The organism is Streptomyces sp. NRRL F-5123 (genome assembly GCF_000721495.1).
Lineage (GTDB): Bacteria > Actinomycetota > Actinomycetes > Streptomycetales > Streptomycetaceae > Actinacidiphila.
Genome location: NZ_JOHY01000045.1, coordinates 38906 through 58149, shown reverse-complemented (window position 1 = coordinate 58149; position 19244 = coordinate 38906). Strand labels below are relative to the sequence as shown.

Sequence of the window (19244 nt, the reverse complement as noted above, 5' to 3'; positions counted from 1 at the left end):
TTCGCCCCGGCGGCCGGACTCCGCGAGGGGGGCGGCGAGTTCGGAGGGTCCGGGCGGATTCGGCTCCGCCGTCCCGGTAAGGCGAAGCGTGGAGCGGGACGGGTGCATCCGTCGCAACCGCCGCGGGAAGCCGCGGGGAGGGCGGGGACGCCCGACGGCCCCGGCAGCACCCGCCGCTCCCGTACCGAAGGGCGACCGCAAGACGGAGGAACGATGATCCCCGACTGGCAACACCGCGCCGCGTGCCGCGACGAGGACCCCGAGCTGTTCTTTCCCGTCGGCACCTCCGGGCCGGCCCTCCTGAAGGTCGAGGAGGCGAGGGCCGTCTGCCGCCGGTGCGCCGTCATGGACGCCTGCCGCCGGTGGGCGCTGGACACGGGCCAGGAGGCCGGCGTCTGGGGCGGACTCAGCGAGGACGAGCGCCGTACGGTGCGGCGCCGCGAACGCCGCGCACGCCGATAGTGCCGTGACCGGGAGGGTTCACCGGCTTGCGACGCCCGGCACGGCACCTCGCTGCGTTGCCGCACCGGCCGAGTAGGCCCGCTACGAGGCCGATCCGGAGCCTTGCGACGCACCGCACCGGACGCCGCAAGCTCCCGGCAGACCCTCCCGGTCACAGCACCAGGACCGCTGCGGCGGCGCGGTTGACGGGGTGTCAGCGGCCGGTGCCCGTCTCGACGGGACGGGACGGGTCGCCGCCGTAGGCGGACCAGCCGCCGACGAAGAGGCGGCCCCGGCCGATTCCCGTGTGCTCCATGGTCAGCAGATTGTGGCAGGCCGTCACCCCCGAGCCGCAGTAGGAGACGACCAGCGGTGCGGTGTCCCGGTCGACCCCGGCGTCGGCGAAGCGGTCGCGGATCTGCTGGGGCGGCAGCAGGCGGCCGCGGTCGTCCAGGTTCCCCCGGCACGGGACGCTGCGCGCGCCGGGGACGTGTCCGGGGCGGGGGTCGACGGGGTCCTGTGCGCCCAGGAAGCGGTCCCGGTTGCGGGCGTCGACCGCCAGGACGTCGCGGCCCGTCACGCCGTCGGCGTCCACCAGCACGTCCTCCGGCCAGGGGCGTTCGGTGAAGACGGCCTCGGCGGGGACCGGCTCCGACGTCACGAGGGAGCCGGGGAAGGCGTCGAGGTGGGCGGCGAGGCCGCCGTCCAGGACGGCGGCCCGCCGGCCGGTGGTCCGCAGCATCCACACCAGGCGGGCGGCGATCACGCCGCCCTGGTCGTCGTAGGCCACCACGACGTCCTCGTCGCCGATGCCCAGCGTGCGCATGCCCCGGCTGAAGACCGCGGGCGACGGCAGCGGGTTGCGGCCGCCCTCCGGCGTGGCCGGCCCGGTCAGCCAGCGGTCCAGGTCCACGAACACCGCGCCCGGCAAGTGCCCGTCCTCGTAGGCGGCCCGCCCGGAACGGCCGTCGAGATACCAGCGCACGTCCGCCAGGACCACCCGCCCGGGCAGCGCGTCCAGCTCCTCCACCCGCACGAACGGCGGGACACTCACATGATCGGTCATGCCGCGAACCCTAGCCACCTGTCCACATGGTGAGCCAATAACATCCGAATGGCGAGACCCTCATACGGCACCCGAGCACCCCGGCCACGGCGGATCCGCGCCCCGCGGCCGCCGCCCGGGCGTGAGGCGGGTGGGGAGCGGGTCCATGTCCCGGGTCAGGGCAGGATCGAGTCGACGTAGCCGCCGTCCACCCGGACGGCGCCGCCGGTCGTGGCGGTCGCGAAGTCCGAGCCGAGGTAGACGGCCATGTTCGCGATCTCCTCCGGCTCGATCAGCCGCCGCAGCAGCGACTGCGGGCGGTGCTCGGCCATGAAGACGCGCTGCGCCTCGTCCCACGGCAGGTCGCGGTCCACCAGCGAGTACACGAAGTCCTCGACGCCGCCGGTGTGGGTGGGCCCGGCGATCAGCGAGTTGACCGTCACGCCGGTACCGGCCGCGTCCTTCGCGAAGCCGCGGGTGACGGCCAGCAGCGCCGTCTTCGTCATGCCGTAGTGGATCATCTCGGCGGGGATGACGACGGCGGAGTCGCTCGCGACGTTCATCACCCGGCCCCAGCCGCGGTCCTTCATGCCCGGCAGGTACGTCCGGATCATCCGCACCGCCGCGAGGACGTTCACCTCGAAGTACCGGCGCCACTCGGCGTCGTCGATCTCCAGCGCGGGGGCGGCGCCGAAGACGCCGAGGTTGTTGACGAGGATGTCGACGCCGGGCAGCGCGTCCGCGACCCGGCGCGCGCCCTCCTCGGAGGACAGGTCGCCGGGCGCGGCGAAGAAGACGTCGCGCTCCGTCTCGTCGCACAGCTCCGCGACCGCCCGCCCCACCGACCCGGCGCTGCGGCCGTTCACCCCGACACGGGCGCCGGCCCGGCCCAGACCGGCCGCGACGGCGCGGCCGATGCCCTGCGTGGAGCCGGTGACCAGGGCGGTCCGGCCGGAAAGGTCGATGAGCATGCTGGCGTCTCCCGCCGTCCCGGCGGCCCGCGGGCCGGGCCGCCAGGGTTCTCCTTCCCGGCCCGCCGCGGTACGGGCTCGGCCACCCGGGGGCTTCGCCGGGCCGGGCGGCAGCGATGAGTTCCGGCGGCGGCGGCAGTCCTCCCCGGTATGACTCGCATCACCGCTGACATCTCGGTCTCCCTCGACGGCTTCGTCACCGGCCCCGGCGCCGGCCCGGACAGCGGGCTGGGCGCCGGCGGCGCGGCGCTGCACGCCTGGGCGTTCTCCGACGACCCCGAGGACCGCAGGATCCTCGGCGAGGCGACCGCCCGCTCGGGCGCCGTCGTCCTCGGGCGGCACCTCTTCGACGTGGTCGACGGGCCGCGGGGCTGGGACGCCGAGACCGGCTACGGCGCCGGTGAGGTCGGCCGGCCCGCCTTCGTCGTCGTCACGAGCGCGCCGCTGGCCTCGGTCCGGCTCACCGACCTCGACTGGACGTTCGTCACCACCGGCCTGCCCGACGCGGTCGCCGCCGCGCGCGAGCGCGCCGAGGCCGCGTCGTCGGCCGCGGGCCGGGATCTCGACGTCGTCCTCATGGGCGGCGGCGCCACGATCGGCTCGGCGCTCGCGGCCGGCCTCGTCGACACGCTGTCACTGCACCTGGCGCCCGTCGTGCTGGGCTCCGGCACGCCGCTCTTCCCCGCCGGGGCGCGGCACACGCTGGTGCAGCGCGGCGCAATCCCGACGTCGACGGCGACGCACCTGGTCTACGACGTGCTGTGACGCCGCCCGTGCGCGGGTGTCAGCCCTTGCAGGCGGGGTCGGCGAGCACGATGGGCGCGGCTTCCCTGGTGGTCACGAACGCGCGGAAGCCGGGAGCGCCCGCGACACACTTGGTCGCGATGTTCGCGAAGCCGTCGGGGAAGTTGGTGACGTTGGCCGGGCTGTCCTCGCCCCGGTGGTCGGCGACCGGCGAGTCGCCGGTGCCGCGCGAGTCGCTGGCGCATCCGGTGAGGGCGGACACGGCGATGGCTATCGACGCGAAAACGGTCAGGTACCTCGTCGAACGGCGCTTCATATCGACCTCGTCTCGGCGTGCGGCGGCCCGTCCGGCCGGACGGACGCCATGAAGGACCTGCCACGGGCCCGGCCGGTTCCGCCGGTTAGCCTGGAAGGATCCGCAGGCGCGGGGACGGGTGAGAGGGGGCGGCGGGGATGGAGCTGCGCCAGCTGCACTACTTCGTGGCCGTCGCGGAGGATCTGCACTTCGGTCGGGCGGCCGAGCGCCTCATGATCGCCCAGTCGGCGGTGAGCACGCAGATCCGCCGGCTCGAGCGGGAGCTGGGCGTCGAGCTGCTCGACCGCTCGCCCCGCCACGTGCGGCTGAGCGAGGCGGGCCAGGAGTTCCTGCCCGCCGCCCGCGAGGTGCTGGACGCCGCCCGGCGTGCCGCCGGAGCGGTGGAGCGGTTCGTCGCCGACCGCGGCTCGACCCTGCGTGTCGGCACCAGCACGGGTATGGGCGAGCGCCTCGACCAGGTGCTGGAGGTCCTCCAGCGGGATGCCCCGGGCACCGCGGTGGAACTGTTCTCCGGCCCGCTCGACGTGCGGCTCGCCAGGGTCTGCGCGGGGGAGTGGGACGCGGCGTTCGCCCGGGGCGAGATCGACGTGCCGGAGGGCGTACGCCTGCTGCCGCTCTGGCAGGACGAGCTGGTGGCCGCGCTGCCGGCCGGGCACGCCCTCGCCGGGCGCGGGACGGTCCCCCTCACCGAACTGGCCGGTCTGCCGCTGCTGCTGACGGAGCGGCGCAACAACCCGCCGCTGGTCGACCTCGTCGTCGGCGCCTGCCACGAGGCCGGATTCGAGCCGCTTCCCGGCCGCAGCCACGGCTCACTGCAGGACAACCTCGCGTCCCTGGGGGCGGGCCGGTCGGCGTGGACGGTCGTGTACGCGTCCCACGCCGCGCACCTGCGCCACAGCCGGGTCGCCTTCGTCCACGTGACGGACCCGGCCGGCCGCCGGCTCGCGCTGCCCGGCGTGCTGGCGGTGCGGCAGGAGACCCCCGCGCACCGGCTGCGCCCGCTGCTCGACGCCTGCCGCGACGTGGCGCGCGGCGATCTCGATCCGCGATGACTGCACGCGCGGACCGGGGCTGGGTGCGGGCCGCCGGAACGTGTGGACTGGGTGGCACAGGAGGTCGCGGGCCGCAGGCCGCGACCCGGACGACCCAGGAGGACCAGATGCCCATCGTCACCGTCCAGCAGGGCCCGCGCAGCGTCGAGCTGAAGCGCGAGCTGGTGGCACGGATCACCGACGCGTTCGTGGACGCGCTCCAGGTGCCGGCCGAGAGCGTGCAGGTGTGGATCCAGGAGACGAGCCCCGAGAGCTGGGCCGTCGCGGGCAAGCTCACGGCCGATACGAGGAAGTAGCGCACCCGGGCCGTCCGGTGCGCCCGCCCCCGGTCGGCCGTCGGCTGCCGTCCGGTCGCTGGTCGCGGCAGGGACCGCGGACCACAGCGACGAGAGCCGAACGCCCTGCCGGACGCGGAGCGCCCACGCCGTCCCCTCGGATCCCGGAATCCGGGGGCGGCGTGGCGGGCGGGTCAGCGGTGGTAGCCGTCACCCATCGCAGCGGCGTTGTGCACGGTGCGCGCGTCGTTGAAGGCGCGCTGGTACTCGGCCTCCGCGCGGTGGGCGGCTTCGGCGCGCGGAGCGCCGCGGGTGGAACCGCGGCGGACCAGCGTCACGACGCAAGCGATCAGCGCGAGGAAAATGGCCGCTGCCGCGAAGATCAAGATCATGAGCACCCCCGTGCCTGGCGGGCCCGCTCGACGGGCCCCGGACGTACGAGCCTAGCCCGGCGCGGCGGCGGGCGGGCCCGTATCGGGAAATGTCACTGTTAGCCTGACCTGCGTGATCGGGACCGGAGCCGGGGAGCGCATACCCGGTGGGCCGGGCCCCCGCGCGGAGCGCGCCCTGATCGCCGCCAACTTCGTCAGCCGCGTGGGCAACGGGCTCTTCGACTCCGCCGCCGTCCTCTACTTCACGCTCGTGGTGCACCTGCCCGCCACGCAGGTGGGCGCGGGTCTGACGGTCGCCGGCGTGTGCGGGCCGGCGCCGGCGTACCAGCGGGGAATCGGGCCGACCGGTACGGGGCGCGCACCGTCCGGCTCGCCTCCCTCGTCCTCCAGGCCGCGACCCTGGCGGCCTTCGTCCTCATCGGCAGCTGGTCCGCGTTCACGCTCGTCGCCGCCCTGGACCGGCTGGCGGGCAGCGCGAGCGGCGCGGCGGGCGGCGCCCTGGTCGCGCGGGTCGGCGGGGAGCGGCCCGCCGCCTTCCGGGCGAGGCTGCGGACCTTCCTCAACCTCGGCGTCGTCGCGGGCACGCCGGACGGCGACCGCTGGCGGCGGTCCGCGCTCAGCCCGGCGCGGCGGCGTGGTGGTCCGACCAGGCCCGCCACAGCTCGGCGTAACGGCCGCCGAAGGCGAGCAGCTCGTCGTGCGTGCCCTGCTCGACGACCGCCCCTTCGTGCAGGACGAGGATGCGGTCGGCGGGGCGGGCCTGCGTCAGGCGGTGGGCCACGACGAGTGCCGAGCGGCCCTCGACCGCGGCTGCCGCGGCCTTCTCCAGGACGTGCGCGCCCGCCGACCCGGCCTCGGCGGTGGCCTCGTCCAGCACCACGAACCAGGGGTCGCCCAGCACGACCCGGGCCAGGGCCAGCTGCTGGACCTGGTCGGCCGCGAGCCGGTGGCCCTCCTCGCCGACGACGGTGTCCAGGCCGCCGGGCAGGGCGGCGACCCAGCCGTCCGCGAGCGTGGCGGACAGCGCCCGCCACAGCTCGCCGTCCGGCGCGCCGGGCTTCACCAGCGTGAGCGCGTCCCGTACCGTCCCGGCGAAGGCGTGGGCGTCCTGGGTGACGAGGAAGACCCGGGAGCGCGCCCCGGTCCGCGCAGGGTCGTAGGGCGTGCCGCCGTACGCGACCGTGCCGCCGGTCGGCCGGAGCACCCCGGCGGCGACCGCGGCCAGCGTCGTCTTGCCCGCCCCGGTGGCGCCGACGAGGGCGACCCGCTCGCCGGGGGCGATACGCAGGCTGACATCGCGCAGCACGGGCCGCCCGGGGACGTAGGCGTGCGTGACCGCCTCCAGGACGACGTCGCCGCCCGGGAGTTCGGCGGCGGGGTCCGGGGCCGGCGGCGCCGGCATCGCCGCGATGCCGACGAGCCGGGAGAGGGCTGCGCCGATCGCCTGGAAGCGGTCGAAGGTGAAGAGGATCCCGCCGATCGGGCCGAACAGCCGCAGGAAGTACAGCGCGGCCGCGGTGACGGCGCCCACCGAGGTGAGGTGCTGGCGCACCAGGACGAAGCCCAGGCCGAGGACGCAGGACAGCCCGGCGAGTTCGGCGAGGTTGTTGCGCATGAGCAGGCGCAGCGACAGGCGGTAGACGTCGACGGAGACGCCCGCCGCGCGGCCGGAGGCGTCGGCGACCCGGCCGACCAGCAGCGGGCCGATCCCGAACGCCCGGGCCGTCGGGGCCGCCTCGATCCCGCCGAGCAGCGCCTCGGCCCGCCGGCCCTGGGCGATCCGCTCCTCGCGGTGGAGCGGCGCCGAGCGGGGCAGGTACCAGCGCAGCGCGGCGGCGAAGAGCGGGCCGGCGGCCAGGACCGCCAGCCCCAGCCGCCAGTCGAGCGCCAGCGCGCCCGCCGCGGTCAGGACGACGGTGACGGCCGAGCCCACGACCACCGGCAGGGTGTCGCGCAGCCCCTGGGACACGGTGCGCACGTCGTCCGAGAGCCGGGAGAGCAGGTCGCCGGTGGTGGCCCGTTCGACACGGTCGGCGGGCAGGTGGAGCGCGCGGTCCAGCACCTCCTCGCGCAGCCCGGCGAGCGCGGGCTCGCCGACCCGCGCGAGCGCCACCGCCGAGGCGCCGCCGGCCAGCGCGCCCACCACGGTCGCGACGCAGATGAGGAGCGCCTGCGGGAAGATGCCCCCGCGGCCGGAGACGACGTGGTCGACGACCGTCCCGACGGCCCAGGGCGGTACGAGCCCGGCGCCGCTCGCCAGCACCGTCGTCCCGACGGCGGCCCCGGCGCCCCACCGGTCGGCGGCCGCGGCACGCCGCAGAAAGGCGTACGCCTCGCGCCGCGTCCCGGTCGGCAGCAACTCCCCGCTCACGGCCGCACCGCCTCCCGCCGGCCGCGGTACGCGGCGGCCCCGCGCCCGTGCACACCGCACCTCGCGCGCCCGGGCCCGGACCGCGGCGGCTTCTTCCTCATCGCAGCACCAACTCCCGGTAGTCGCGGTCGGCGGTCAGTTCGCGGTGGGTGCCCTCGGCGCGGACGCGGCCGTCGCGGACGACGACGACGCGGTCCGCGGCGCCGAGCAGGGCGGGGCTCGTGGTGACGATCCAGGTGGTGCGGTCGCTCGCCGGGGCGTGGCGCAGCGCTCTGATGCCGGCGCCGATCCGCTGCTCGGTGACCGCGTCGACGGCGGTCGTCGGATGGTCGAGCACGAGGACCGGCGGGTCGGCGGCGAGCGCCCGGGCGAGGGCGACGCGCTGCCGCTGACCGCCGGAGTACGTCGTCCCGCCGGCGGCCACCGGCTGGTCCAGGCCCTTGCCGTCGAGGGCGGCGACGTCCTGCGCGGCCGCGGCGTCGAGGAAGCGGGCGAGGGCGGCGTCGGCGTGGCGGCCCCCGGGGTCGAGGTTGCCGCGCAGGGTGCCGTGCAGGAGGTGGGCGTGACGGGGGTTCACCAGCAGCCGGCGGTTGCGGTCGTGGAGGCTCAGCGCAGCGAGCGGTGTGCCGTCCAGCAGGACCTGGCCGTCGAGGGCGGCCCCGTGGATCTCGCCGGCCAGCACCCGGACGAGCGTGCCGGTGGCGGCGGGGTCGGGGACGACGAGGCACAGCAGCTCGCCCGGCCGGGAGGCGAGGGAGAAGCCGCGCAGCGCGCCCGCGGTCACGTCCTCGAGCGAGAGCCCCGCGGCGCTGCCGGGCGCGACCCCGTCACCGGCGGCCAGCAGCGGGGGCGTGGCCAGGAATTCGGCGATGCGGGAGGCGGCCGCGTACGCGGACCCCACCTGCTCGCCGGTGCGGCCCAGCGCCCGCAGCGGTACCGCGAGGAATTGGGTGAGGCCGACGATCGCGACGAGGTCCCCCGTCGAGACGGTGCCGTCCAGTGCGCGGCTGCCCGCAAGCAGGGTGACCGCGGCGAGGAACAGCCCGCCGAGCCCGGTGGAGAGCGCTTCGAGCACGCCGTGCGATCCGGCGAGCCGGATCCCCGCGGCCGTGGCGGCCCGGCTGCTCGCCCGGTAGCGCGCGACGGCCTCGTCCTCGGCGCCGAGGCCCCTCAGGACGCGCAGCCCGCGTACCAGGTCCGCGGCGAGGGCGGAGGTGCGGGCGACCTCGGTGAGCTGGTCGCGGCTCCGCCGCGAGACGGCGGGGGTGGCGAACTGGGTGAGGGCCACCAGGAGCGGCATGCCCAGCAGGACCACGAGGCCGGTCACCAGGTCGATGCGCAGCAGGATCACCGCGCTGCCCAGCACGGCCGCCGCCGAGGCGAGCGTGTAGCCGACGGGCTGGGCGAGCGTGCCGGCGCTCTCCGCGTCGGCGGTGGCCAGCGACAGCGTCGCGCCGGGCAGCGCGCCGCTGCGGGCGCCGGCCGGCCGCAGGACGTGCCCGGCGATCTCGACCCGCAGCCGGTGGCGTTCGCGCTGGTCGGTACGGAACGCCCCGGCGGCGCCGTGGAAGTAGCAGACCATCAGGGACGCGAAGACCAGTGCCAGCAACCCGCCCCACGCCAGGAGGGCGCGGGAACTGCCCGCCGCCACGGCGTGGTCGATGATCATGCCTACGACCACGGACACCATCGCCTCGGAGAACTGCCAGACCGAGAGCAGGGCGACCACCGCCGCGGCGCCGCGCGCGTTGCGGCGCAGCGCCCGCGCCAGCAACCGCCAGGCGGAGGCGGGGGGTTCGGCGTCCTCGCGGGGCGGCGGGCGCCCGCCGCCCCGCGGCTGCTCCGTGTCGGTCCGCACCGGCCGCCCCTCCGCCCCCGCGCCGTGACGCATCCGCGGCGACCGTAACACGGCGCCCTCGCGGCCAACCGTCCGGCGCCGGGCGGCACTTCGTCAGGCCGGGTCCGTCACCTGGCGCCGGGTGGACAGGACCGTCACCAGGGCCAGGACGGCGAGGCCCATGAGGACGGCGCCGAAGACGGTGGCCCCGGTGGTCAGGCCCACGGCGTCGCTCAGGTAGCCGGCGGAGACCGGCAGGACGCCGGCCGGCAGGTAACCGCCCACGTTGAGCGCCGCGTTGGCCTCGGCGAGGCGCTGCGGGGGGATGCCGGAGTTGAGCAGCGACAGGCCGCCGAGCTGGCCCATGCCCTGGCCCGCGCCCGCCAGCAGCGCGGACAGGACGAGGACGGCCACCGACGAGGTGTGCACGGCGGCGACCAGCGCGGCCATGCCCAGCGCGGTGCTCACCGCACCCGCGGCGAGGACGGTGCGGCGGCGCAGCCGCTGGACGGCGAACTGCACGCCGGTGGCGGCCAGGAACATCGCGAACGCCGTGGCCCCGGCGACGATCCGGTTGGTGGTGCCGAGCAGCCCGGACAACAGCGAGGGGCCGAGCGACAGGACGAAGGACGTCGCGGTGATGCCGGGCGCGAACACCGCGATGCCGAGGGCGAGCCGGCGGCCGTTGCCGCGCGGGACCCCGGGCACCCGCACCCAGGCGCCCCGGCCGGGCGCGGCGGGGCGGCGCACGGGCATCCGCAGGACGCAGAGCACCGCCGTGGCCAGCAGGACGGCCTCGACGGCGAAGACGGTGACGGTCGGCGCGGGCGCCAGTTCGGACAGCAGACCGGCGAGCAGCGGGCCGAGCCCGGCGCCGAAGACCATGGCGCAGGAGGCGAGCAGCGCGCCGGTGCGGCGGCGCCCCGGGCCGGCGACGTCGGTCACCGCGGCCATCCCGGCCGAGACGGCGGCGCCGACCGCGATCCCGGTGAAGAGCCGCGCCACGACGAGCGCGGCCACGCTGGTGGCGGTCGCGAAGACCAGGCAGGCGGCGAGGGCGAGCGCCAGGGCGGGCAGCAGGACGGGCTTGCGTCCGAGGCGGTCGGAGAGCACGCCGGAGACCAGGAGCGAGCCGAGGAGGCCGACGATGTAGAAGGCGAACACCACGGTCAGGGTGCCCTTGGAGAAGCCGATGTCGCGCTGCCACAGCACGTACAGGGGGGTCGCCGCGTTCGAGAGCACGAACACCGCCGTGACCGGCCAGGCCGCCAGCCACACCCACCGCAGCGGCGCGGCAGGCAGCCCCGCGGCCCCGCTGCGCGGCCTTGCACCGACGGCCTGGACGGATCTGCTCCGGGTTTCGGACATGACTGCTCCTCCCGATGTGCTGCTGACCTCCAGCAGTACGAGTCGAGTCGAACTTAGCATGCAGTACGATTGAAGTCGTACAAGCATTCCGCGTCGACGAGGAGTCGCCCATGTCCCCGGCCAGGACCCCGAACGGGGCGGCCGCACGCGCCGTCACGGTGCTGCCCGAGCCGTCCGGCCTGCCCGAACCGCTGCCGGAGCCGGGTGTCGAAGAGCTGCGCCTGGAGACCGTGCTCGGCGCGCTCAGCGATCCGCTGCGGCTGACGATCGTCCGCAAACTCCTCCTGGAGTCCGAGGACTTCGACCACTCCTGCGGCTGGTTCGGACTCGACCGGCCCAAGTCGTCGCTCACCCACCACTTCAAGGCGCTGCGCGAGGCGGGCGTCACCCGCCAGCGCCAGTACGGCCTCGAACGCCGCAGCCACGTCCGCGTCGAGGACCTCGACGCCCGCTTCCCCGGCCTGGTCGACCTCGTGGCGGCCTGGACACCGCCCCCGACGGCGTGACACCGGGCGCCCGGCCGAACGGAAAGCGCCGGCGCGAGCCCTGACCCGGAGTCGATCCGCAGGTCCCGGGCGTGGCCCGATCCGACTTTGGTCCAGACCTCTTTTGGTCCAGACCTATTGACGCGCCCTGCTGCCGCTCCTACGATCCCGACGGTCACACGCGCGCATGTCTCCACTTCACCCTGAGCCGGGCGTCAAGCCCTCCCCCACTCACTTGCTCATGCCCTTGGCACGTGGCGAGAAGGGAGCACAGCATGTTCCGTCGGAGGTTGCCCGTTCCACGCCGGACGGCCCGCCCACAGGCGGCCGTCGCGGCGCGCACCGGCCGTACCGCGCGCCGGTACGCCGCCGTGAACCGCACCGTCGCCGGAGTGAGTGCCGCGGCCGTCCTGGGCGCGTGCGTCGCGCTCGTCGGCTCCGGGGCGGCGGCCGGCGCCGCGGCCGCCAACCTGGTGGCCGACGCGCGTACGTCCAGGGCAGCTACGTCTACATCGGCGCGACCGGCACCGGCGGCACCGACCCGTCCACCTGGACGCCGGGCGCCTCCTCGTACCAGCAGCTCGGCGTCAGCTTCACCACCGGCGCGAACACCACCTCGGTGACGGTGTACGTGCACGGCTGGTACGGCCAGCCCGCCTACCTTGCGGACGACGTGTCGCTCACCGGCCCCGGCGGCACCGGCACGACGCCGCCCACCTCGCCGACGACCACCCCGCCGACCTCGCCCACCACGACGCCCCCGACCTCGCCGACCACCACTCCGCCCACCACCCCGCCGACGACCCCGCCCCCCACCACCCCGCCGGGCAGCACCTGCGCCACCAAGCCCCGGCCCTCGGGCAAGGTCCTCCAGGGCTACTGGGAGAACTGGGACGGCGCCGCGAACGGCGTCCACCCCGGCCTCGGCTGGACGCCCGTCACCGACAGCCGGATCGGCCAGCACGGCTACAACGTCATCAACGCGGCCTTCCCGGTCATCCTCTCGGACGGCACCGTCGAGTGGCAGGACGGCATGGACAGCGGCGTCAAGGTCGCCACGCCCGCCGAGATGTGCCAGGCCAAGGCGGCCGGGGCGACGATCCTGATGTCCATCGGCGGCGCCGCCGCGGGCATCGACCTGTCGTCGAGCACGGTCGCGGACCGCTTCGTGGCGACCGTCGTGCCGATCCTCAAGCAGTACAACTTCGACGGCATCGACATCGACATCGAGACCGGCCTGTCCGGCAGCGGCAGCATCGGCACGCTGTCCGCCTCGCAGGCCAACCTGGAGCGCATCATCGACGGCGTGCTGGCCCAGATGCCCGCGGGCTTCGGCCTGACGATGGCGCCCGAGACCGCGTACGTCACCGGCGGCAGCGTCACCTACGGCTCGATCTGGGGCGCGTACCTGCCGATCGTGAAGAAGTACGTGGACAACGGCCGGCTGTGGTGGCTGAACATGCAGTACTACAACGGCAGCATGTACGGCTGCTCCGGCGACTCGTACGAGGCCGGTACGGTCGCGGGCTTCACCGCCCAGACCACGTGCCTCAACAACGGCCTGACCGTCCAGGGCACCACGATCAAGGTGCCGTACGACAAGCAGGTGCCCGGCCTGCCCGCGCAGCCCGGCGCGGGCGGCGGCTACATGTCGCCCGGCCTGGTCGGCCAGTCGTGGAACGCCTTCGGCGGCTCGTTGAAGGGCCTGATGACCTGGTCGATCAACTGGGACGGCTCGAAGGGCTGGACCTTCGGCGACAACGTCAGGTCCCTCCAGGGACGCTGACGCCCCGCCGGAGCAGCCCGGCCCCGCGCCCCGGTCCGTGACGAGCCCCGTCACGGACCGGGGCGCGGGGCTGCGGAGGATCCCCGCGGACACCCGGTGCCCCCGCGAACCCCGCGGGGGCACCGGCATGTCCGGGACCGGCCCGAGCATCGAGGACGTACGCCACCTGTGTCCCGTGCGTCACTCGTGACACAGTGGAATCCCGTGGCGTTGCGGCGAGTTGGCGGCCCAGCGAGTGTCCGCACGGCGAACTGTCCCCCCACGCCTATCCCCCCACGGAGGCAACATGCTCACGAGACGAAGGGGCCGCCCGGTCCGGGCGCTCGCCCGCGCGGCGGTCGCGCTCGCGCTGGCCGCGGCAGGAGCCGCAGGCGGCACCGCGAGCGGCGCCGCGCAGGCGGGCCCCGCCGGCACCGCCGCCACGGTGCCGGCACCCGCGTCGAGGACTGTCGCCCTCGTCACCGGTCAGCGGCTGCTGGTCGGCACGACGGGTCGTCACGTAAGCGGCTACCGGATGCTGCCGCAGGACGGCCCCGCCGCCACGCTGGTGTCCTTCGGCGGCGGGGGCGGCGACACCTACGCCGTTCCGGCCGACGTCCTGCCGGAGGTGGGCCGGCGGCTCGACCTCTCCCTCTTCGACGTCACCGCCCTCGCCCGGCAGAGCACCGCCGGCGGCCGAACACCCCTGGACCTGACCTTCGCCGCGGGCACCCCGCCCGCCGCCCCGCCCGGGGTGCGGCTCACCTCCGTCACCGGCAGCACCGCCACCGGCGTCCTGGACCCGGGCTCGGCCGCCGCGTTCGGCCGGGCCGTGCGGGAGCGGCGCCTGCCGCCGGCGCTGGAGTCGGTGCGGCTCGGCGGCACCGGCACCGGCACCGCCGCCCGCCCGCACTTCCCGCTGCACACCCTGCGGATCAGCGCCCGCGGCCTGTCCGGCGGGCCGGGGAACACGCCGCTGGGCAGCATCGTGCTCAACACCGACGACGTGAGCCGCTTCGGCACGGTCGTGCCCGTCGAGAACGGCGAGGGCAACGTCCAGGTGCCCGCGGGGCACTACGCCGTCTACACGCTGTTCGTCGACCGCGCCGCGGACGGCGCCGAGACCGCCTGGCGCGAGGTGGCGCAGGACACCACGGTCGCCGAGGACGGCCCCGACACCACCGTCGCCGTCGAGGAGGCCGCCGCCGACCGGCGCGTCACCGTCACCACCCCGCAGCCCGCCACCGCGGACGTCCTCAAGCTCACCTGGTTCCGCACCGGGCCGTCCGGAAACGTCACCTTCGACAGCGTCCAGGTCGGCAGTCCGGCGACCGTGCCCGTCTACGTCAACGCGCGGCCCGCGGCCGCGGCCGGTTCGCGGTACGTCGTCCAGTGGGGCGGCGCGGCGCCGGACGGCGGGGCGTACCGCTACGACGTGGCGTTCGGCTCCGACGACGTGCCCGCGGATCAGGCCTTCCGCGCCGAGCCCGGCGAACTGGCCACCGTGGAGCACCGGTTCTCCGCGGACCCGGCGGCGGGCGGGGCCCCCGGCTCCCTCTACGTGCTGCCCGTCGACGGCTTCACCCGGGCGGTGGAGGCGGCCGGCCAGACCGTCCTGCCGCCGCCCGTCGACCAGGGCCGCCAGGCCGTGCCGGGCAGCCGCACCGAATACGTCGGCACCGCGGACGGCGGCGGGTGGGCCTTCGGCACCGTGACGGCGCAGCTCGACACGTTCGACTCCGACACCCTGACCCTCGCGCCGGGCTCCACCCGCACGGTCGACTGGGCCCACGGGCCGCTCGCCCCCGGCCTGGGCACCCACCACGACCAGCAGGTACGCGAATGCACCGCGTGCGCCGGCGGCGGGCAGTTCACCCTCTACCTGCCGACCGGCGACAGCGAGCCGGACCACGTCGGCAGCGTCGCCGCGGACACGGACTTCACGCTCTCCCGGGACGGCACCCGGCTCGTCGACGAGCCGGACGTGATCGGCGCCCGGGTGTCCGCCGGGGACGGGCCCGCGGACTACCGCGCCGTCCTGGACACCGACCGCTCCGCCACGGGCGCCGGCCAGTCGGTGCGGACCCGCACCGAACTCGCCTTCCACGACCCGGGCCGGGGCGCCGACCCCGGCCTCGACCTGCCGGCGGACGTGCCCTGCCCGGCGGCCGGCTGCCGCATCATGCCCGCGCTCACCCTCACCTACCGGCTCGACACCGACCCGTCCAACACCGGGCCGGAAGGCGGCACCCAGGGCCTGGACCTCACCGTGGGCCACCTGTCCTACGACGGCCGGGGCTCGCACGCCCCCGTCACGTCCGCCACCGTGTCGGTCTCCTTCGACGGCGGCGCGACCTGGCAGCCCGCCGCGCTCACCGGCAGCGCCGGCAATTACCACGCCGACTGGCGGAACACCGGCACCGCCGCCCCGTCGATCGAGGTCACCGCGGCGGACGGCGCCGGCGGCTCGATCACCCAGACCGTCACCGCCGCCTACGGCATCGCCCCGGGGAGCACACGATGAGGCCCGCAGCCGTACGCCCGTACCTGACCGCACTCGCCACGGTCGCGGCCCTTGCCGTGGTCCCCGCGGGCAGGGCGGCCGCCGCCTCCCCGCACCTCCGCGACGTGTGCGGCACCCCGAAGCCGGGCTTCGCCCGCTGCCTCGCCCAGGTGCGCACCGACCTGCACGCCGGGAAGGGGGTGCGCGGCCCGCACGCGGCCACCGCGGCGCAGGCCGCGCTGCCGCCCGGCTACGGTCCGGCGGAGCTGCGCGCGGCCTACGGGCTGCCCGCGGCCGGGGGCACCGGGCAGACCGTCGCCGTCGTCGAGGCGGGCGACGCCGCGCAGGCGGAGGCCGATCTCGCCGTCTACCGCACGACGTTCGGCCTGCCCGCCTGCACCACGGCCAACGGCTGCTTCCGCAAGGTGAACCAGCGCGGGGCCGGTGCCCCGCTCCCGCCCGACCAGGGCTGGTCGACGGAGACCGCGCTCGACCTCGACGCGGCCTCGGCGCTGTGCCCCTCCTGCCACCTGCTGCTGGTGGAGGCCGACCAGGCCGCCGGGGACACGCTCGCCGCGTCCGTCGACACGGCGGCCGCGCTCGGTGCCACCGAGATCTCCAACAGCTACACCGCGGCCGAGAGCGGCCCGAACGCGTCGTACGCCGACCACTACACCCACCCGGGCGTGGCGGTCGTGGCCTCCTCGGGGGACGCCGGCTACGGCATCCCGGGCGTCCCGGCGGCGTACAGCAGCGTGCTCGCGGTCGGCGGCACCACGCTGACCCGCGATCCCGGCACCGCCCGCGGGTGGTCGGAGAGTGCGTGGCAGGGCGCGGGCAGCGGCTGCTCGGCGTGGGTGGACAAGCCCGCGTGGCAGCACGACCCCAACTGCCCGGGCCGGACGGTCGCCGACGTCTCGATGGTCGCCGATCCCGACACCGGGCTGGCCGTCTACACCACGGACGGGACCGGCGGCACGGACCCCGGGTGGTCCGTGGTGGGCGGCACGAGCGCGTCGGCGCCGCTGGTCGCCGCGGTCATCGCGCTGGCCGGGCACCCCGCCCGGTTCCCGGACGCCTCCGCGCTGTACGCGGCGACGGCGGGCCTGACGGACGTCACGACCGGCAGCAACGTCCAGGGCACGGACTGCGGCGGCGACTACCAGTGCACGGCGGGGCCGGGCTACGACAGCCCCACGGGCAACGGCACCCCGGACGGCCTCGGCGCCTTCTGACGGCGGGTCCGCGGGGAGGGGAGCCGGGTGCGGCGCCCCTCCCCGCGCGGCGGGGCGGTGGGATCAGCCCAGGCGCGATCAGCCCGGGGCGCCACTGCCGGTCGGTGCCGCCGTTGCACGGCCACGGCTCCGGCGCCGTGCGCGAGCAGCCGCCGCAGCGACAGATCCCGTGGTCCGCGGTCCGTGTCAGGAGCATGTGTGGCTGCCGCTCAGGCACGGCCCGGGATCGTACGTCGTCGGCGTCGGGGACTTCGTGGGCGTCGCGGGCGGGGACTGCACGATGTAGCGCACGACGACGGAGAAGGCGGCGACGTAGTGGTGGGTGACGAAGGCCTCCTGGGCCACCGCGTGGGTGGAGAGGGGCTGCCAGGTGACGTGGACGAGCCCGCTCTCGGTGCGGCGCAGGGGCTCGTCGCCGAGCTGGAGGTACCCGGCGGCCGTCTCCGGGTCGTACGGCGCACCGGCCACGGAGACCTGGAGGCTCGCAGAGGTGTCGTACCCGGCGGCCCGGTGCGGAGGACGCGCGTACTTCCCGGAGACCCGGCCCCAGCCGGTGGGCGCCGCATGCGGTGGGGAGAAGGACTCGGTCGGGGAGGGCGGCAGCGCGGTCCGGTCCGGCGAGGCGGCGGCCTCGGTGAGCGTGCTGCCCGTCCAGCCGCGCGCGGCCAGGACCGCGTCGAGCGCCCGGAGGCGCGCCGCGATGTCGCCGTCGAACGCGACGTAGGCGACGGTGGCGCGCGTGCACTGGACCGGGCCCCAGCTCGACCGGCCGCCGAACATCGCGCCGCTCTCTAGGCTGCGGCAGACGTCCGACACCGAGGTCCCGAGCGGCTCGGCCCCCGGCAGGGCTGCGGCGAGGGCCGCCGTATCGGCGGAGGCGGACCGCGCCGCGCCGGCCCTGGCGGCCCGGGCGGGCGCGGAGTGCGCGAAGGCGGCGACGTCCGGCGGGGGGACGGGTTTCAGCTGCTCGTTGATGTACCACGCACCGCACACCAGCAGTGCGAACACCACCCCCACCGCGCCGATCGCGGTGAACGCGCAACCGCGCGCCACGCGTTGGCCCCTGCTCGTGTTCCGCGCGACATCCCCCATGCCGTCATGCTCCCGGGTCGACACCGGCATTCCGGCAACGCCCGGGTCTCCGTACGGTCTCGTCCGCCCCTGCGGTCAGCGGGTCCGCAGGCCGTCAGGGGGCCGGCCGGCCCCGCGGGCACACCGGGCCGGCCTCCCGCACCGTGCGGGGACGGCCCCCGTCCGATCGACGGGCAGCGTTGCGCGATCCCGTCAGGGGAGGCCGTCGTGCCGGACGGCGACCACGGCCGCGTCGTCGTCGAGGCTGCCCGAGGTGTGCCGCAGCAGGTCGGCGCGCAGGGCGGTCAGCAGGTCGACGGGGTGCGCCCCGCCGGGGACGAGGTCCGGGAGCCGGTCGGTGAGCGGGTAGAAGGTGCCGGCGAGGTCGCGGGCCTCGGTGACGCCGTCGGTGTAGAGCAGCAGGGTGTCGCCGGGCTCGAAGGCGAAGACGTCGGCGGCGGCGTCCGCGTCCTCGGGCGGGAGGATGCCGATGGGCGGCGAGTAGCGGCGGGGCACGAGCGCGGTGACCCGGCCGCCGTGCAGGCGCAGCGGGGCGGGGTGGCCGCTGTTGAGGACGCTGATCCGCGGTTCGCGGTCGGGGATGTCGATGAGCGCGGCGGTGATGAAGGACTCCCCCGGGTCCTCGCCGTGCCGGTTGGGCTGGGTGAGGCCCCAGGCGACGACGGCCTCGAGTTCGAGGTGCAGCGCCGCGAGCGGCAGTTCGCGGTGGGCGGCGCTGCGGAAGGCGCCCAGCAGCAGGTCCGCGTCGTCCACCGCCGCGAGGCCCTTGCCGCGCACGTCCCCGATGAGCAGCCGGGTGCCGTGCCGGGTGCGCACCGCGGCGTAGAGGTCGCCGCCGATCCGCGCCTGGTCGGCCGCGGCCTCGTAGCGGACCGCGACCGTCAGCGGGCCGATCCGGTCCGGCAGCGGCTGGAGGACCACCTGCTGGGCGGCCTCCGCGACCGAGCGCACCTGTCTCAGCTCGGCGCTGTGCCGCTCGCGCAGCCGGCAGAAGAAGACGGTGAACGTGGAGATCACGACGAGCGCGGCGATCTGGCTCTCGTGGTTGGACGTGAAGATGCTGTTGCGGACCGCGGAGATCGTGAACAGGGCGGCGGTGGCCAGGAAGCCGACCAGCGCGGTGAGCCGTGAGCTGCCGAAGGCGGCGGTGAGCGCGGGCGCCACGACCAGCAGCGGTCCGAGATGGATGTCCTGCGGCGCGAGCACGTCCGCGACGGTGATCACGGCGATCAGGACGATCGGGACCGCGACCAGCCCCGTCATCTGCCGGGACGAGCCGGTGCCGTCGTCCTCACCGGACCGGGACCAAGGGAACCGCATCGCTCCTCGCCGCACCCATTCCGCTCGCGCGT

17 protein-coding genes are annotated in these 19244 nt (G+C 75.9%); 8 read left to right on the top strand and 9 right to left on the bottom strand.

Translation table 11 applies throughout. The features are described 5' to 3' along the window. Nucleotides 1-213: 213 nt before the first annotated feature. On the top strand, nt 214-462 hold the full coding sequence (locus IH54_RS0128410) for a WhiB family transcriptional regulator (RefSeq protein WP_031522220.1): 249 nt from the start codon (nt 214-216) through the stop codon (nt 460-462). Nucleotides 463-655: 193 nt separating this feature from the next. Here the strand turns inward: IH54_RS0128410 and IH54_RS0128405 are convergent, their stop codons facing one another. Next, on the bottom strand, nt 656-1507 hold the full coding sequence (locus IH54_RS0128405; protein WP_052397967.1) for a sulfurtransferase: 852 nt from the start codon (nt 1505-1507) through the stop codon (nt 656-658). Nucleotides 1508-1662: 155 nt separating this feature from the next. After that, nucleotides 1663-2457: an SDR family NAD(P)-dependent oxidoreductase gene (locus tag IH54_RS0128400; RefSeq protein ID WP_031522215.1), complete on the bottom strand. Its 795-nt coding sequence runs from the start codon at nt 2455-2457 to the stop codon at nt 1663-1665. 150 nt (nt 2458-2607) lie between these two features. Here IH54_RS0128400 and IH54_RS0128395 point away from each other — a divergent pair, with 150 nt between their 5' ends. Beyond that, complete coding sequence (locus IH54_RS0128395) at nt 2608-3222, top strand: dihydrofolate reductase family protein (RefSeq protein WP_031522212.1); 615 nt, start codon at nt 2608-2610, stop codon at nt 3220-3222. A gap of 19 nt (nt 3223-3241) precedes the next feature. On the opposite strand, the gene IH54_RS40325 is transcribed toward IH54_RS0128395, so the two are convergent. Then, nucleotides 3242-3517 (bottom strand): hypothetical protein, encoded by a 276-nt coding sequence (locus IH54_RS40325; RefSeq protein WP_052397966.1) that lies wholly within the window; start codon nt 3515-3517, stop codon nt 3242-3244. Between the two features lie 137 nt (nt 3518-3654). On the opposite strand from IH54_RS40325, the gene IH54_RS0128385 reads away from it, so the two are divergent. Then, nucleotides 3655-4569, top strand: a complete 915-nt coding sequence (locus IH54_RS0128385; protein WP_031522207.1) for a LysR family transcriptional regulator — start codon at nt 3655-3657, stop codon at nt 4567-4569. 107 nt (nt 4570-4676) lie between these two features. Continuing rightward, a complete protein-coding gene (gene dmpI, locus IH54_RS48150; RefSeq protein WP_031522205.1) occupies nt 4677-4865 on the top strand; it encodes a 4-oxalocrotonate tautomerase DmpI in 189 nt (62 codons plus the stop codon). Between the two features lie 173 nt (nt 4866-5038). Here dmpI and IH54_RS0128375 read toward each other — a convergent pair whose 3' ends face one another. The 4 genes from IH54_RS0128375 to IH54_RS0128360 all read right to left on the bottom strand — a co-directional run bounded on the left by IH54_RS0128375 (nt 5039) and on the right by IH54_RS0128360 (nt 10812). Then, nucleotides 5039-5236, bottom strand: coding sequence for a hypothetical protein (locus IH54_RS0128375; RefSeq protein WP_031522203.1), 198 nt, complete (start codon nt 5234-5236; stop codon nt 5039-5041). A gap of 616 nt (nt 5237-5852) precedes the next feature. Next, nucleotides 5853-7607 (bottom strand): ABC transporter ATP-binding protein, encoded by a 1755-nt coding sequence (locus tag IH54_RS0128370; protein ID WP_031522201.1) that lies wholly within the window; start codon nt 7605-7607, stop codon nt 5853-5855. Between the two features lie 97 nt (nt 7608-7704). Beyond that, on the bottom strand, nt 7705-9465 hold the full coding sequence (locus tag IH54_RS0128365; protein ID WP_052397964.1) for an ABC transporter transmembrane domain-containing protein: 1761 nt from the start codon (nt 9463-9465) through the stop codon (nt 7705-7707). A gap of 93 nt (nt 9466-9558) precedes the next feature. Continuing rightward, on the bottom strand, nt 9559-10812 hold the full coding sequence (locus IH54_RS0128360; protein WP_031522197.1) for an MFS transporter: 1254 nt from the start codon (nt 10810-10812) through the stop codon (nt 9559-9561). A gap of 110 nt (nt 10813-10922) precedes the next feature. Here IH54_RS0128360 and IH54_RS0128355 point away from each other — a divergent pair, with 110 nt between their 5' ends. From IH54_RS0128355 to IH54_RS0128340, 4 genes are all read left to right on the top strand, one after another. Then, nucleotides 10923-11318, top strand: a complete 396-nt coding sequence (locus IH54_RS0128355) for an ArsR/SmtB family transcription factor (protein ID WP_031522195.1) — start codon at nt 10923-10925, stop codon at nt 11316-11318. A gap of 397 nt (nt 11319-11715) precedes the next feature. Then, entirely contained in the window at nt 11716-13083 is a 1368-nt protein-coding gene (locus IH54_RS0128350) for a chitinase (RefSeq protein ID WP_234343965.1), read from the top strand. A gap of 286 nt (nt 13084-13369) precedes the next feature. Next, the gene (locus IH54_RS45745; RefSeq protein WP_031522191.1) at nt 13370-15586 is read left to right on the top strand and encodes a hypothetical protein; all 2217 of its coding nucleotides are present in this window, start codon (nt 13370-13372) and stop codon (nt 15584-15586) included. Continuing rightward, on the top strand, nt 15583-16800 hold the full coding sequence (locus tag IH54_RS0128340) for a S53 family peptidase (protein WP_031522188.1): 1218 nt from the start codon (nt 15583-15585) through the stop codon (nt 16798-16800). The genes IH54_RS45745 and IH54_RS0128340 overlap by 4 nt, the downstream gene beginning before the upstream one ends. A gap of 186 nt (nt 16801-16986) precedes the next feature. On the opposite strand, the gene IH54_RS0128335 is transcribed toward IH54_RS0128340, so the two are convergent. Both IH54_RS0128335 and IH54_RS0128330 read right to left on the bottom strand, forming a co-directional pair. Then, nucleotides 16987-17853, bottom strand: a complete 867-nt coding sequence (locus IH54_RS0128335; protein WP_031522186.1) for a hypothetical protein — start codon at nt 17851-17853, stop codon at nt 16987-16989. Nucleotides 17854-18084: 231 nt separating this feature from the next. Continuing rightward, a complete protein-coding gene (locus IH54_RS0128330; RefSeq protein WP_078862595.1) occupies nt 18085-19212 on the bottom strand; it encodes a PP2C family protein-serine/threonine phosphatase in 1128 nt (375 codons plus the stop codon). Between the last annotated feature and the right edge of the window lie 32 nt (nt 19213-19244).